Below are 15,609 nucleotides of genomic sequence, written 5' to 3'. Positions count from 1 at the left end.
TCCGTTCCCGATCCCCCACCCGTCCCCGTCCCCGTCCCCGATCCCCACCCGGAGCCCACCGTGAAACCCGCGAACGAGGTCCCATGCCACTGCACCTGACCCCCGAGGACGCGCGCCGCTACCTGGAGAGCGGCGAGGCGCCCGGTCCCCACCTGGACCTGATCGGCGCCATGGCCGCGCAGGCCGCGGCGGCCGGGCTCCGGCTCGGCCTGTTCGAGGCCCTGGCGGACGGTCCCGTACCCCTTCCCGGTCTGGCCGCGGCGCTCGGCGCGGACCCGGCCGGGCTGCGGGTCCTGCTCGGCGCGCTGGCCGCGACCGGGTACGTGACGGACGGGCCCGGCGGGTACGCGCCGACCGCGGTGGCACGCTCCCTGCTCGGCGGGTACGGCAACACGCTGCTGTTCTGGCAGGAGGTCATGGCCGGGCTCTGGGGCGGGCTGGAGGAGTCGGTGCGCTCCGGTGGCCGCACGGCCGACTTCTACACCTGGCTGGGCGGGCGGCCCGACGTGCTGGCCCGCTTCCAGCGGCTGCTGCGGGAGCAGGCGGAGTGGCTGGGAGAGGAGATCGCGGACGCCGCCCCCCTGCCGGACGGCGCCGGGCGGCTGCTCGACCTGGGCGGCGGTCACGCCCGCTACAGCATCGCCTACTGCCGCGACCGGCCGGGCCTGCGCGCGTGCGTCGTCGACCTTCCCGCGGCGCTGGAGGCGGGCCGCGCGGCGACGGCCGCGGCCGGGCTGGCCGGCCGGGTCGAGCTGCTCGCCGGGGACGTCACGGGCGAGCTGCCGTACCGGGGGCAGGACGCCGTGCTGCTGTTCAACCTGCTGCACGGCTTCGGCGAGGAGGAGGCCGCGGCGCTGGTGCGGGCCGCGGTGGGCACGCTGCGCCCCGGCGGGATCGCGCTGGTCCTGGAACGGGACCCCGGCCACCGGGGGGACGCGGTCGCGCGCGCCTTCACCTCGTTCTTCGAGCTCAACCTGCACCACACCCAGGGCGGGCGCCTGCACTCCCCGGGTACGGTCGACGGCTGGCTCGTCGCGGCCGGGTGTCCCGGGACGCGACGGCACGTCCTGACGCGTTCCCCGGCGCACGTCCTGACCGTCGCGACCCGGGCGTGAGGACCGGGCGGATCGGCGGGCCCGCGGATCGCCTGACGGGCCCGCGGGCACACGGGTCCACGCGGTCCCGAGGAGTCGCCGGGCGCGTGCCGCCGACCCCGGCCCGCGCGGTCGAACACGGGCCGGTGAAGCCCAGGTAACGGTCGGCTGTGGGTCCGCTCCGCGGATCACCGCGCGGGTGCCTGCTGTGCGAGGATCGGCGCCTGTACATGCGCGGTGAAGGTGATGGAGCGTGGCCACGATGAGTTCGACGAGGCGCTGGATCGTTCCCGTGACGGGCCTCCTGGCGGCGAGCGCGCTCGTCGCGGTCACCGGCGCCGCCGAGGCCACGACGGCCACGACGGGCGCGACGAGCACCGCGGGCGCCTCGGCCACCGCGGGCGCGTCCGGTACGGCGAGCGTGTCGGGTACGGCGGTCACCGCGGGCACGGCCGGCACCGTCTACTACGTCGACTCCAGGGCGGGCGACGACGCGGCCGCGGGCACCTCGGTCAAGGCCCCCTGGCGCAGCCTCGACAACGTCAACGCCGCGACGCTGCAGCCGGGCGCCATCGTGCGCCTCAAGCGCGGCGGGAGCTGGGCGGGCCCGCTGACCCTGTCGGCCCGCGGCACCGCCGCCGCCCCGGTCACCGTCGAGCCGTACGGCCTGGGCGCCGCCCCCAGGATCGGCGGCAGGGACGCGGCCTGCGTGGTGGTGTCGGGCTCCTACGTGCGGGTGGCCGGGATACGGGCGAGCAACTGCCAGTGGTCCGGTTTCGAGGTGAGCGGGAACCGCAACGAGCTGGACCGCGTCATCGCCGACCGCAACATCACCGGGGTCCACATCATCGGTGCGCACAACGTCCTCAAGAACAGCGTGCTGACCGACAACGACCGGATGAGCGTCAACGACGAGGGCGGCGACGACGACTCCGGCGCCTTCGGCGTGCTGCTCAACGGTGACGACAACCTCGTCACCGGAAACGTGATCACCGGCAGCTACGCGAAGAGCAGGGACTACGGCACCGACGGCGCAGCCGTCGAGGTGTTCAACGGCGACCGCAACCGGGTCACCCACAACGTCGCCAGGAACAACGAGACCTTCGTCGAGCTGGGCGCGAGGAAGGGCAGGACCGCCACGGGCAACGTCTTCGCGCACAACGTGGTGACCTCCTCGCGCCGCGGCTCCTTCCTCGTCACCCGCGGTCCCCGCCACGTGGTGGGCCCGGTGAAGGGCACCGTCGCGGTGCACAACTCGGTCCACCTGCCGGCCCGCGACACCATCGGCTGGGCCTGCCACCACGGCTGCTCCCCGGGCATCCTGAAGCTGCGCAACAACGTCATCGTGGTGGGCGGGCAGGTGGGGTTCGAGGACGGCAAGGGGGCCGACGAGGACGCGGGCGTCTACCGGGGCCGCTCCAGGCGGTTCACGCTCGGCCCGCGGTCGATCATGGCCGACCCCGGCTTCCGGAGCCCCACCGACCTGCGCCTGCGGCCGGGCTCCCCGGCCCGGGGCCGCGGTGTCCGGCTCGGGCCCGCCTGGTACGGAGGGGCGGTCATGGCCCGCGACGTGTCCGGTGCCGTGCTCTCCGCCACCCCCGCCGCCGGTGCCTACCAATCCTGATATTTACTGATTTTGAGCATTGTTTTGGACATCTTCCTGGAACCCTCGTGAAACCTGGTTGGGACAGGCTGGGGACCAGAGCGAGGTGATCGACGATGATGTTGCGGCTACGGGTCTCCTTCCCCGACCGTCCGGGCGCCCTCGGCCAGGCGGCCCGGGTGCTCGGCACGCTGGGCGCCGACATTCTCCAGGTGACGGTCCTGGAACGGGAGTCGGGCCGGGCGGTGGACGACTTCACCGTCTCCTGGCCGGGCACCGTGGACGCGGACACGGTCAGGGACCGGCTCTCCGGCGTGCCGGGGATGCGGGTGGAGGGCGTCTGGCCCACCAGGGAGATCCCCGGAGCCGCCCCCGACTACGACCTGCTGAAGCACGTGGCCGCCGACCCCGGCCGGGCCTTCGCCACGCTGGTGGACGCGGTGCCCGACCTGGTGAGCGCCGAGTGGGCGGCGATCCTGTCCTCGGAGAGCGGGGAACTGCTCCACCGCAGCTGGCAGGCGCCACGGACGCTGGACGAGACGGGCGGCCTGGCGGGCGTCAAGGCCGCCGACCTGGCCCCGCTGCGGCCGGCCGTCCTGGGGTCGGGCCGGTACCGGATGATGAGCGTCCCGGTGCCGGGGACGGGCCTGCACCTGGTCATGGCGCGCACCGACGGGCCGCCCTTCCACCGCGTGGAGCTGGAGCGCGCCGTCCGGGTGCTGGAGATCGTCTCCATCATGAGCCGCACCCCCTGAGCCGGTGCGCCGAGGTGACGTACCTCCGAGACCGGACGACGGTGCCGGGACGCGGCGTCCCCGGGGCGGGCCGGGGCGGGGACCGTCAGCGCTGCGGGGGGTCGACGCGGGCGCCGTCCATGGTGAAGAGCATCAGCCGGGTGGAGTCCACGCCGACCCGGGCGGACTCCCCGGCCCGCCAGACCGGTCGGGAGCCGAGGCGGACGATGAGGTCCGCCCTGCGGTGGTGACCGCTGGCGTGCTCCTGCTGCCGCAGGGGCTCGGCGTCCTCGTCCGCCACGGTACCGGGCATCAGCCGGCGCAGCACCGAGCGGATCCGGCCGCCGGTCAGGGAGGGGTCGCCCAGCGCGTGGGCCTTCTGGCGGGGGTCGGGCGGCTCGGGGACGGCCACGGAGGTCAGGCCGCTCTCGACGTAGGCGAGCCACTCGTGACCGTGGTACTCCAGCGCGCGGACCCGGCCCAGGAAGACCGGCCCCTCGAAGCTGTCGGGGACCGGTGCCAGGCAGTCCGGGCGCAGCCCGACGATGATCTGGCGGCCCACGTGCTGGGAGATGACGTACGCCCTGGGATCGGTCCAAGGGATCATGATCTGATGCGGGCCGAAGTCCAGCAGGATGTACTGGTTCTGCGGGGTGCGGACGGTCGCCGCGAGCAGGTTGAGCTGCTGGGAGCTGAGGAAGGCGGCGGTGAAGGCGGTCGCGGGGTCGTTGTAGACCTGCCCGGGGGTGCCGACGTCCTGCAGCACGCCGCGGTTCATGATGGCGATCCGGTCGGCCAGGGTCAGGGCCTCGACCTGGTCGTGCGTGACGTAGATCGTGGTCACCCCGAGCGAGCGGACCAGCGAGGAGATCTCCATCCGGAGCTCGGTGCGCATCCCCGCGTCCAGGTTGGACAGCGGCTCGTCCATCAGGAAGAGCGAGGGCTGGCGGACGATCGCGCGGCCCATCGCGACGCGCTGGCGCTGGCCGCCGGAGAGCGTTCCAGGGCGTCTCTCCAGCGTCTCGTCGATCTGCAGTATCTTCGACAGCTCGGTCACGCGCTCCCTGACCATCGCCGGGTCGGCCTTGGCGATCTCCAGCGGGAAGGCGATGTTGCCGCGTACGGTCCGGTGCGGGTAGAGGGCGCCGTTCTGGAACACCATGGCCACGTCGCGGTCACGCGGAGCGAGCTCGTTGGCGAGCGTGCCGCCCAGCCAGAGGTCACCGTCGGTGACGTCCTCGAGTCCCGCGATCATCCGGAGCAACGTGGACTTGCCGCAGCCGGAGGGTCCGAGCAGGACGAGGAACTCCCCCTGCTCCGCACGCAGGCTCATGCGATCAACCGCAAGGTATCCACCCGGGTACACCTTGCTCACGTTATCGAGGACGACGGTACTCATGCGCGCTCGTTCCTCCCGGACGACCCCGCCCGGATCCCAGCCGTGTGATTGATGAGGTAGTACATCGCGTCGCTTGCCCGTGTGTCCATAGATGTCGTTAGAAATCGCTCATCTTATGGTTACTTCTTCGTTCCCTGATGTGACGGACGGTCATGACCGGATGGCTTTACGGCGACCTCACCGCGAGGGTTGAGATGTTACAGTTTGTGAAAATTTGCAGAAACGAACCGCACGGGGGACGCCGGGCGCCGATCGGCTCGCGCCCGCCTGTGCCGCAGGGTGGGGTGGCTCGTGATGGACGGTGAAATCGCGCAGACCTCGCGCTCACGCCCCGACGGCGCGTCAATCCGGCTGGCCGACATCGCCGCGCACGCCGGGGTGAGCGAGGCCACGGTCAGCCGGGTGCTCAACGGCAAGCCCAGCGTGTCGTCGTCGACGCGGCAGGCGGTGCTGGCGGCCCTGGACGTCATGGGGTACGAGCGCCCGCAGCGGCTGCGCCAGCGCAGCAACGGGCTGATCGGCCTGGTCACCCCGGAGCTGGACAACCCCATCTTCCCGGCGTTCGCCCAGGCCGTGGAGAAGGCGCTGACCCAGCACGGCTACACCCCGGTGCTGTGCACCCAGCTCCCCGGCGGCGCCCCGGAGGACGAGTTCACCGAGCTGCTCATGGACCGCGGGGTCAGCGGCATCGTGTTCGTCTCCGGCCTGCACGCCGACACCACCGCCCGGATGGACCGTTACACCCGCCTGACCGACCGCGGCCTGCCGATCGTCCTGGTCGACGGCTACAGCGAGCGGATCGAGGCGCCCTTCATCTCCCCGGACGACCGGGCCGCGGCCCGGCTGGCCGTGCAGCACCTCGCCGACCTGGGCCACGAGCGGATCGGCCTGGCCGTGGGGCCGCGCCGGTTCGTCCCGGTGATCAGGAAGATCGAGGGCTACCGGCGGGCGATGTCCCAGCTGCTCGGGGCGGTCGAGGTGGACGAGCTGATCTCGCACTCGCTGTTCTCGGTGGAGGGCGGCCAGGCCGCGGCGACCCAGCTGCTGGCCCGGGGGTGCACCGGCATCGTGTGCGCGTCCGACCTGATGGCGCTGGGCGCGATCCGCGCCTGCCGGGACCGGGGCCTGACGGTGCCGGGTGACGTCTCGGTGGTGGGGTTCGACGACTCGCCGCTGATCGCGTTCACCGACCCTCCGCTGACCACCGTGCGCAAGCCCATCGGGGCGATGGCCTCGGCGGCGGTGGCCACCCTGCTGGAGGAGATCAACGGGGTGCACGCCAAGCACGTCGAGCTGATCTTCCAGCCCGAGCTCGTGGTGCGCAGCTCCACCGGCTCCGGCCCGCTGGTCAACCGCTGACCTCCCGCACGGACGGCCGCGACCGGACCCGATGACCTTCCGGGGACGGGTGGCACCGGCCCCGCCGGACCGGTGCGAGCATGGGCGCATGAGCACAGCCCGCGACGCCAGCGACCCCAGCTGCACCGTCGACGTCGTCGTCATCGGCGGGACCGGCGTCGACACCACCGCCTACGTCCCCTCGCTGCCCCTGCCGTACGCCGACACCTACGCGGTGCCCCCGGTGATCGACCGGATCGGCAACACCGGCAGCGGCGTCGCCCTGGGCTGCCACGCCCTGGGCCTGAGCGTCAAACTGGTCGACCTGATCGGCGACGACCCGCAGGGCCGGTTCATCAGGGACCGCTTCGAGGGCACCGGCATCGACACCGCCTGGGCGCACGCCCCGCAGGGGACCCGGCGCAGCGTCCTGCTCGTCGGCCCGGACGGGCGGCGCACCTCGCTGTTCGACCCGCGCGCCGTGCCGGGCGAGCGGCTGCCCAGACGGCTGTACCTGGACGCGGTGCGCGCGGCCCGGCACGTCCACGTGTCGATCAACGACTTCTCCCGCCACGTCTACCCCGACCTGGAGGACAGGACCACGGGGCTCGTCTCCACCGACCTGCACGACTGGGACGGCGACGACGACCACCACAGGGACTTCGCCCTCTCCTCCGACCTGGTCTTCCTGTCGGCCACCGCACTGGGCACGCGCCGCGACGAGGTCATGCGCGGCATCCTGGCCCGGGGCCGCGCACGCGCCGTCGTCTGCACCGACGGCGCCGCGGGCTGCCGCGTCCTCGACGAGGACGGCTTCGGCGACGTCCCGGCCGCGCCCCTGCCGGCCCCGGTGGCCGACACCAACGGCGCCGGCGACGCGTTCGTCTCCGGGGTCCTGTACGGGCTGCTCGCCGGGAGGCCGCTGCGCGACGCCCTCCCGCTGGGCGCCGTCGCCGGAGCCCACGCCTGCACGTCGGCCGGCACCCACGAGGACCCCGTCGACGAGCCGACGCTGCTGCGCAGGGAGCGGGAGCTCCCCGCGCCGCCCGGCCCCGGCAGGGCGCGGGACCAGAGCCCGGACAGGTCGCGCTAGAGCGTGGACAGGTCGCTCAGCAGCCGCGCCGCCCGCTCGCGGTAGGCCGCCACGTTGCGGAGCTTCACGTGCTCGTACCCCCGGATCAGGTCGGGCAGCCCGGCCAGCTCCAGCACCCGCTCGGCGGTCTCCGGGCGCAGGTGGTCCAGCGCGCGGTGCACGTCGCGGGTGTACTCGCCGGCGAGCTCCCGCTCGGTCCCGCGCACCGACCCCAGCCCGAACGGGTCCAGCCGGGTCCCGCGCAACCGGCGCATGCCGTACAGCGCGCGGAAGGCCGGGTCGAACCAGGTGCCGAGCCGGATCTTGCGCTTCACGCCCATGGCGCGCAGCACCGGCGGGTGCAGGTTGTAGGAGATCCGCGCGCCCGGCCCGAACTCGGCGGCGATCCTGGCCCGCTCGGCCGGGTCGAGGTGCAGCCGCGCCACCTCGTACTCGTCCTTGTACGCCATCAGCCGGTGCAGCTCGCGGGCGTAGGCCTCGGTGACCGGGCAGGAGTCCGCCGAGACCGCCCGCTCGCGCTCCAGGACCGCGCGGACCGCGTCGGCGTAGCGGGCGGCGTGGCGCAGGTCCTGGTAGGCGACCAGGTCGGGCACCCGGACGGTGAGGATGCGGTGCAGCTCGGTGCCGGGCTCGGCGACCGCGTCGACGAGCCGCGCGGCCTGCGGGGACGGGGCCGGCGCGACCGGGGACGCGGGACGGGTCGCCTCGGCCACCGCTTCGGCCACCGCCTCGGGGGCGGCGACGACGGCGCGTCCCCAGGCGAAGGCGGTCAGCGTCCGCTCGGCGGACCGGCCGCCGGTCGCGCGGATCGCCCCCTCGATCGCCTCCAGCCCGACCGGGATGAGGCCGCGCTGCCAGGCCGCCCCGATGACGATGGTGTTGGCCGGCATGTGGTCGCCGAACAGCGCCTGGGCCAGCCGCTCGGCGTCGAGGTAGACGTTCAGCCCGCGCCGGGTCCGCGTCTCCAGCACCGCGATCGGCGAGGCCGGGTCGGTCAGGTGGGTGGACGGGTCGAGCACCATCGAGCCGGTCGGGGCCAGGCTGGTGGAGACCACCGCCACGGTCCGGCCGCGGTCGGCCGCGGCCAGGTGGGCGGGGTCGGTGGCGCCGATCAGGTCCAGCGCGAGGTAGGCGTCCACGCTGGCCGTGCCGCCCCGCGCCGTACGCTCCCCGTCGTCGCCTTCCCCGTCGGCGTCGTCGTAGATGAGGATGTCGGAGACGACGGTGCCGCCCTTCTGGGCCAGGCCGGTCTGGTCGAGCCCGCGCGAGCGCCTGCCGTCGAGCATCGCGGCGGTGCCGAGGATCTGCGCGACCGACACCACCCCGGTGCCGCCGACGCCGACCATCCTGATCGACGCCTCACCGGCGCGCGCCTCGGGCAGCGGCATCACGGGCGGTACGGGCACGACGGTGCGCCTCCCGGCGGCCTTGCCCCTGGCGGGCAGGACGGTCACGAACGAGGGACAGTCGCCCTCCACGCAGGAGTAGTCCTTGTTGCAGGAGGACTGGTGGATCTCGGTCTTGCGGCCGAACTCGGTCTCCACCGGCAGCACCGACAGGCACTCGGACTTCTGCCCGCAGTCGCCGCAGCCCTCGCAGACCCGCTGGTTGATCGCGACCCTCTTGGGCGGGTCGGGCAGCTCGCCCCGCTTGCGCAGCCGGCGCTTCTCGGCCGCGCACTGCTGGTCGTGGACGAGCACGGTCACGCCGGGGATCGCGGCCAGCTCGCGCTGGGCGTCGTCCAGGGCCGTGCGGTCGCGGACCTCGGCGATGCCCGCCAGCCTGACCCCCCGGTAGCGCCTGGGCTCGTCGGTGGTGACGACGACCCGGCGCACCCCCTCGATCTCCAGCCAGCGGGTCAGCTCGGCCACCGACAGGGCCGGGGTGATGGTCTGCCCGCCGGTCATCGCCACCGCGCTGTTGTAGAGCAGCTTGTAGGTGATGTTGACGCCCGCGCCGACCGCGGCCCTGATCGCGAGCGAGCCGCTGTGGTGGAAGGTGCCGTCGCCGAGGTTCTGGAAGATGTGCGGGGTGTCGGTGAAGGGCGCCTGGCCGATCCACTGCGTCCCCTCACCGCCCATCTGGGTCAGGCCCAACAGCTCGCCCTTGCCCTCGCGGTTGAGCACCACCATCGTGTGGCAGCCGATGCCGGCGCCGACGGGCGCGTTGTCGGGCACGGCGGTGGAGCGGTTGTGCGGGCAGCCCGAGCAGAAGAAGGGCGTGCGCTTCGGGGCGAGCAGCGTCAGCGGCGCCGGGCGGTTCAGCAGCGCGAGCCCGGCGTCCATCCGGTCGCCGAAGCCGGTCAGGCCGCGGCGGCGCAGCCGGAAGGCGATGGCCTTGGCGGCCAGGTCGGCGTCGACGGATCCGTACCCGGGGATCAGCCGCTCGCCGTTCTCGTCGTGCCTGCCCAGCACGCGGGGGGCGCCGGTCATCCCGTACAGCACGTCCTTGACGGAGGTCTCCAGCAGCGGGGCCTTCTCCTCCACGACCAGGATCTCCGTCAGGCCCCGGGCGAACGCGCGGACGATCTCCTTCTCCAGCGGCCAGATCATGCCGATCTTCAGCAGCCGGACGCCGGCCTCCTCGGGGGTGACGCCCAGCTTGCGGAAGCCCTCGCGCACGTCGTGGTAGGCGGTGCCGGAGGCGACGATGCCCAGCCAGGCGTCCGGCGGGTCGCAGGTGACGCGGTTGAGGCCGTTCTCGCGGGCGTAGGCGCGGGCCAGCTCCAGCCGCGGGCCGACCAGGGTGCGCTCCATCTCCAGCGACCACGGGGTCAGCAGGGTGGCGTCGGGCACGTGCCGGTAGGGCCTGCCCTCGTACTCGACCTCGGGTACGACCGGGGCGGCCCGGTCGTACCCGAGGTCCACGGTGCCGGTGGCGTCCACGACGTTGGAGACGGCCTTCACCGCCACCCAGAGGCCGCTGACCCGGGACGCCATGATCGCGTGGCGTCCCAGGTCGAGCAGCTCCTGGACGCTTCCGGGGTGGACGACCGGCATGCCGAGCGCAGCGAGCGCGGTCTCGGTCGCCGAGGGGAGCGTGGAGGACTTGCAGGAGGGGTCGTCCCCGCAGAACGCGATCAGGCCCCCGGAAGGGTGGGCGCCGACGAAGTTGCCGTGCCGGAACGCGTCGGCCGCGCGGTCCACGCCCGGCGCCTTGCCGTACCAGACGCCCAGCACGCCGGACCTGCGCGGGCGGGGGAGGGTGGGCACCAGCTGGCTGCCCCAGACGGCGGTGGCGCCGAGTTCCTCGTTCTGCCCGGGGCGGTGCACCACGCCGAGCGGCTCGGCGTGGCGCCGCGAGCGGGCCAGCTCCTGGTCGAAGCCGCCCAACGGGGAGCCGGGGTAGCCCGACACCATCGCGCCGGTGTCCAGGCCGGCGGCGCGGTCGGCGCGCATCCGGTCGAGGATCACCCGCACCAGGGCCTGGGTGCCGGTCATGAAGACCCGGCCCTCCTGGCGGAGGTAGCGGTCGTCAGGGGAGATCTCACGGGCGTCGGCGAAGATCGTCATGGTCCTGGTCCCGTCTGTGGCGCTCCTGCGATGCCCGCAAGGTTATGCCAGACAGAACAAAATTCGATTTCAATCTTTCCAAGGCCGGACCGTCTCGTTAGCATCCGATGTCATGGACGGGACGGATCGCGCAATTCTCAACCACCTGCAGGTGGACGGGCGGCTGAGCAACCTGGAGCTGGCCGAGCGGGTGCGGCTGACGCCGTCGCCCTGCCTGCGCCGGGTCCGCAACCTGGAGGAGGCCGGGGTGATCACCGGCTACCGGGCCGTGATCGACCCCGCGGCGGTGGGCCGGGGCTTCCAGGTCGTCGCCTACGTCGAGCTGGAGGGCCAGGACGCCGAGACGGTCACCGCCTTCGAGGCGGCCGTCCTGGAGATCGACGACGTGGTCGAGTGCCTGCGGATGTTCGGCCGCCCCGACTACGTGCTGCGGGTGGCCGTGCCCGACATGGACGCCTACAGCCAGCTCTGCCTGGAGCGGCTCGGCCGCCTGCCCGGCCTGGACAAGCTCACCTCGCAGATCGCGATGAAGGCCCTCAAGACCGGCGGCGCCCTGCCCCTGTGAGAGCAGGACGCCCGGCGGTCCCGGAGCCGTCCCCGGGGACCGCCGGGCGTCCTCGCCGTGATCGACGGCGCCCGGTCAGCCGCCGAGCGTGACGTGCAGGATCCTCTCGTTGCTGTTGTTCGGCGTGCTGTCCTTGTCGCCGGTGTTGGAGGTGGTCAGCCACAGGCCGCCCGGGGCGGGCTCCACGGTGCGCAGCCGGCCGTAGGTGCCGTTGAAGTAGCTCTGCAACCCGGTCAGGCTGCTGCCGCTGATCACCGCCCGGTACATCCGGGTGCCCCGCTGGCAGGCCACGTAGAGCGCGTCCCGCACGACGGCGATGCCGGAGCAGGAGCCGTCCGCGGTGGGATAGGTGCGCTTGGGGGCGATGAACCCGGCGGTGCCGCAGGCGCCGCTGGTGCCCTCGCACGCCGGCCAGCCGTAGTTGCCGCCCCTGGTGATGAGGTTGGTCTCGTCCATGACGCTGTTGCCGAACTCCTGCTCCCACAGCCGGCCCTGGGAGTCGAACGCCAGCCCCTGCGGGTTGCGGTGGCCGTAGCTCCACACGGGGTTGCCGAACGGGTTGTCCGACGGCACGCTGCCGTCGGGGTTGATCCTCAGGATCTTCCCGCTGAGGTGGGACGTGTTCTGCGCGTGGTCGCCGTTCTGCGCGTCGCCGGTGCTGGCGTACAGCTTGCCGTCCGGGCCGAACCGCAGGCGGCCGCCGTCGTGGTACTTGTTGCGCAGGATCCCGCTGAGCAGGACCTGCCCGCCGGCGGTGTCGAGCCTGTCGTTCACCAGCCTGATCCGCACGATCCGGTTGTCGGTCGGCGAGGTGTGCATGATGTACACCCAGCGGTCACTGGTGAAGGTGGGTGAGATCTCCAGGCCGAGGAGGCCGCCCTCGCCGTCGGTGCCGGCCACGTTCGGCACGGTGCCCACGGTCGTCTTCGCCCCGGTGGAGGGGTCGAGGCGGACGATGTCGTCGGCGTCGCGGCGGCCGTAGAGGATCGTGCCGTCCGGGAGCGTGACCAGACCCCACGGGATGTCGGTGTCGGTCGCGACCTGCTTCACCGTGCACACCGGGTTGGCGCACGCCGCGCCGGTGGTCGCCGTCACGGTGTCGCTGCGCGCCGAGACGTTGGCCTGCCCGTCGCGGGCCACCACGTGGTACTGGTAACTCGTGGCGCCCGCCAGCCCGCTGTCGATGAAGGTGGTGGCCGGCGGGGTGCCGTTGACCGCGCCGACCTTGGCGCCGCCGCGGTACACGTCGTAGGCGCGGACCCCGACGTTGTCGGCCGAGGCGGTCCACCTCAGCGTCACCGTGGTACCGGACACCGACGCGGTCAGCTGCGTCGGGGCGCTCGGCGCCTGGGTGTCGGCCTGGCACTGCGGCGGGGTGATCGTCACCGTGGTGCTGGCCTGCGAGACGTTGCCCGCGGCGTCGCGCGCGTTGACGTACAGGCCCCAGGTGGCCCCGGGGACCACGGTGAGGCTCGTGGACAGCGTGGTGCCGCTCACCGTCTTCATCTGCTGGCCGTCGTGGTAGACGTCGTAGAAGGCCACCCCGACGTCGTCGGTCGAGGCGTTCCAGGAGAACGTCACCGAGTCGCACGTCAGGTTGCTCACCCGCGGGCCGCCCGGCACCGTCGGGGGCCGGGTGTCGGTGCCGCCCGCGGACGTCGTCCACCGCTGGTTGCCGCGCCCGGTGCAGGTCCACAGCCCCACCCGGGTGCTGTTCGCCGTGCCCTCGCCGGTCACGTCCAGGCACAGGCCCGACTGCACGCCGGTGACGGTGCCGTCGGCGTTGATCCTCCAGCGCTGGTTGGCGCCGCCGGTACAGGTGTAGATCTGCAGCGCGGCCGGGGCGGTGGTGTCCTGGCCGACCACGTCCAGGCACATCGTGTCGCCGTACACCCGGAACTCACCGGCCGCGGTGAAGGTCCAGGACTGGTTGGCCTGGCCGTTGCAGTCGTAGATGTTGACGCCGGTGCCGGAGGCCGTGCTGTTGCCGATCACGTCGAGGCAGCGGCCGGAGGCCACGCCGACCACGGTCGCCGGTGCCGCCGAGGCGGGCGCCGCGCCCGCCACCGTCATGGCGAGCGCGGCGGCCACGGTGGCCACCGCGGTCATCGCGGCCACCAGCACGCGAGGCCACGGCCTCCGGCCGTTGGTCGAGGGGGGTGTTCGCACCTGTTCTCCAAGGGGGGATCGTCCGCGGGGTTTCCGGGGTGAGGTGATCGTCAGCCTACGTGGCAAAGCTGACCGTTTCGGGAGTTTTGTGTTGACTCCTTCTGTCCGAAAAGATCGGCCGGAAACCGCCGCAGCCTCCCCATGGCCGCCCGGCTACTCGCCGCGGGTCACGACGTCACGCGGAAGGTGGCGTCGCCCCGGCTCTGCGCGTCGCCGATCGGGTCGAGCCGGAGCAGGTAGTCGTAGTGCCGGATGTACCGGTCAGGGTGGTTGTACGACTGGAAGGACGACCACGACGCGTCGGCGAGCCCGGCGACCCGGCGGAACGTGGAGTCGGCCGCGAAGGTCGCGGTGCCGTCGTCGGGCGCGAGGACGAAGTCGAACCCGTAGTGCCGCAGGTAGTACCCGGGGTAGTTCACCGACGCGAAGGACACGTGGCCGTTTGCGTTCGCCAGGCCGGGCACCAGCCGGAACTGCGCGTCCTGGGCCGGGCTGACGTTCGCGTCGATGCGCACGTCGAGGTTCGCGTGCCGCACGTACCGGGTCTGGAAGTTGTACGACTGGATGCGGTTGACCGGCACGGTGGCGCCCCAGCGGCCCAGGACGCGGTTCTCCTCCGCGGCGGTCAGGTTGAGGATGGAGCCGTGCCGCTTGCGGTTGGTGCCCATGCCGTGGTCGGAGCGCGTCCGGAAGTTCCGCGTGCTGCCCAGGTCGGTGGAGGTGACGGGCATGTAGCCGCGGCCGGTGGCGTACTGGTCCAGCCACAGGGCCCACTCGTTGCGGCCGTTGAACTGCGCCCACATCGGACCTTCCACCACGTTGCCACCGCCCGTGCCGTTGGAGATCCCCATGTGCGACAGGTTCCCCAGCGTCGTCCAGGACCCCAGGATCGAGTTGCTCGCCTCGATCGTGATGTGGCCGTCCGCCGAGGCCCGGTAGTACCGGTAGCCGCCGACGGCACCGGGCACCTCGACGATCTGCGTGTCGATGATGCCCTGGCTGCCGCCGCGCTCGATGTACAGCTGCGGTGCCGTGAAGCTGCGGAAGTCGCTGGTGCGCGCGTACCAGATGCGGTGCTTGGTCACGCCGTTGCGGGGCGAGTTCGTGGCCCAGTACAGGACGTAGTCACCGGTCTCGGGGTTGTACACGGCCTCGGGCGCCCAGGCGTTGCCCGCGCCGGGGATGGCGCCCGCGACGTTGATCAGCCGCGGGGCCGACCAGTTCACCAGGTCGCTCGACTCCCACACGACGAGCGAGGTGCTCCCGCGGTTCGCGGCGTCGCTCCACGAGGTGCCGGCGGCGATGCGCAGGTCCGTCGCGACGATCCAGTACCGGTCACCGGCGGGGGACCGGACGAGGGCGGGGTCGCGGACCCCTCGCGTGCCGACCGTGGAGCGCAGGACCAGGCCGCCGTTGTTGAGGTCGGTCCAGCGCAGCCCGTCGTCGCTGTGGGCGAGGTAGATCTGCTCGCCGTTCGCCGACTCCCCGGTGAAGTGCGCCATCAGGTATCCGGTGAAGGGTTCGAGGGCGACCGCCGCCCTCGGCGCGGCCAGCGACCACGAGGTGAACATCAGGCAGGCGGCGAGCACCGCGCCCACCCTGGACAGGGCCTTCGACATGCGTTTCTCCTTCGGGGGGTGAGCAGGACGGGGCCGGGGGCCGCCGTCCCCGGCGACCTCCGCCCGGCCGGCCCGGCGGCGTCGCGGGGACACGGGCGCGTCACACGTCGTTCCTTCTGTCGGCCCGCGACTGTTAGCGTTAACATCTCACGTCGTGGAAATTCGTCCATCGCAGGGATACGTGACCGCCGGCGCGCTGAAATCACGGCACGGGACCTCGGCCCGGCCGGGGTCGCATCGGCGTCACATCAGTGTGATCGCCGGTATCGGGTCGGTCAATACCCCATGACGCCCGGTCGCCGACCGGTCGCCGACGTCACGCGGGCGAGCCGGGAGGGTCCTCCGGAAAGCGCAGTTCACGGGCGTCCTGTCGGCCTGCCGGTGCCGCGAGGGCCCGCTCCGTCCGGTGATCCGGCTATTGACAACCTCCCTGTGAGCGTTAACACTCTGCGAAACACACCGGAGACCCGGACGGAACCCCGG

10 protein-coding genes are annotated in these 15,609 nt (G+C 72.7%); 6 read left to right on the top strand and 4 right to left on the bottom strand.

From position 1 onward, the window contains the following. Nucleotides 1-83 precede the first annotated feature (83 nt). The 3 genes from ACIBCT_RS16785 (at nucleotide 84) to ACIBCT_RS16775 (ending at nucleotide 3,452) form a co-directional block, all read left to right on the top strand. On the top strand, nucleotides 84-1,115 hold the full coding sequence (locus ACIBCT_RS16785) for a methyltransferase (protein WP_399189305.1): 1,032 nt from the start codon (nucleotides 84-86) through the stop codon (nucleotides 1,113-1,115). 241 nt (nucleotides 1,116-1,356) lie between these two features. Then, a complete protein-coding gene (locus tag ACIBCT_RS16780) occupies nucleotides 1,357-2,718 on the top strand; it encodes a hypothetical protein (RefSeq protein ID WP_399189302.1) in 1,362 nt (453 codons plus the stop codon). Nucleotides 2,719-2,813: 95 nt separating this feature from the next. After that, a complete protein-coding gene (locus ACIBCT_RS16775) occupies nucleotides 2,814-3,452 on the top strand; it encodes an amino acid-binding protein (RefSeq protein ID WP_399189301.1) in 639 nt (212 codons plus the stop codon). Between the two features lie 85 nt (nucleotides 3,453-3,537). Here ACIBCT_RS16775 and ACIBCT_RS16770 read toward each other — a convergent pair whose 3' ends face one another. After that, entirely contained in the window at nucleotides 3,538-4,764 is a 1,227-nt protein-coding gene (locus ACIBCT_RS16770) for an ABC transporter ATP-binding protein (protein WP_399189299.1), read from the bottom strand. A 360-nt stretch (nucleotides 4,765-5,124) separates the two neighbouring features. On the opposite strand from ACIBCT_RS16770, the gene ACIBCT_RS16765 reads away from it, so the two are divergent. Next, entirely contained in the window at nucleotides 5,125-6,189 is a 1,065-nt protein-coding gene (locus ACIBCT_RS16765) for a LacI family DNA-binding transcriptional regulator (RefSeq protein ID WP_344908321.1), read from the top strand. 88 nt (nucleotides 6,190-6,277) lie between these two features. Continuing rightward, on the top strand, nucleotides 6,278-7,261 hold the full coding sequence (locus ACIBCT_RS16760; protein ID WP_399189296.1) for a carbohydrate kinase family protein: 984 nt from the start codon (nucleotides 6,278-6,280) through the stop codon (nucleotides 7,259-7,261). Here the strand turns inward: ACIBCT_RS16760 and ACIBCT_RS16755 are convergent. Continuing rightward, nucleotides 7,258-10,773 (bottom strand): indolepyruvate ferredoxin oxidoreductase family protein, encoded by a 3,516-nt coding sequence (locus ACIBCT_RS16755; RefSeq protein WP_399189294.1) that lies wholly within the window; start codon nucleotides 10,771-10,773, stop codon nucleotides 7,258-7,260. The genes ACIBCT_RS16760 and ACIBCT_RS16755 overlap by 4 nt on opposite strands. Nucleotides 10,774-10,885: 112 nt before the next feature. Here ACIBCT_RS16755 and ACIBCT_RS16750 point away from each other — a divergent pair, with 112 nt between their 5' ends. Beyond that, entirely contained in the window at nucleotides 10,886-11,338 is a 453-nt protein-coding gene (locus ACIBCT_RS16750; RefSeq protein ID WP_344908331.1) for an Lrp/AsnC family transcriptional regulator, read from the top strand. Nucleotides 11,339-11,413: 75 nt separating this feature from the next. Here the strand turns inward: ACIBCT_RS16750 and ACIBCT_RS16745 are convergent, their stop codons facing one another. Both ACIBCT_RS16745 and ACIBCT_RS16740 read right to left on the bottom strand, forming a co-directional pair. Beyond that, nucleotides 11,414-13,507, bottom strand: coding sequence for a PQQ-dependent sugar dehydrogenase (locus ACIBCT_RS16745; protein WP_399189292.1), 2,094 nt, complete (start codon nucleotides 13,505-13,507; stop codon nucleotides 11,414-11,416). Between the two features lie 167 nt (nucleotides 13,508-13,674). Next, complete coding sequence (locus ACIBCT_RS16740; RefSeq protein WP_399189290.1) at nucleotides 13,675-15,126, bottom strand: glycoside hydrolase family 43 protein; 1,452 nt, start codon at nucleotides 15,124-15,126, stop codon at nucleotides 13,675-13,677. Nucleotides 15,127-15,609 lie beyond the last annotated feature (483 nt).

This window comes from Streptosporangium sp. NPDC050855, assembly GCF_044456585.1.
Lineage (GTDB): Bacteria > Actinomycetota > Actinomycetes > Streptosporangiales > Streptosporangiaceae > Streptosporangium > Streptosporangium longisporum.
Note: the sequence above shows the minus strand (reverse complement) of the source record. Positions and strands in the feature narration are given on the sequence as shown.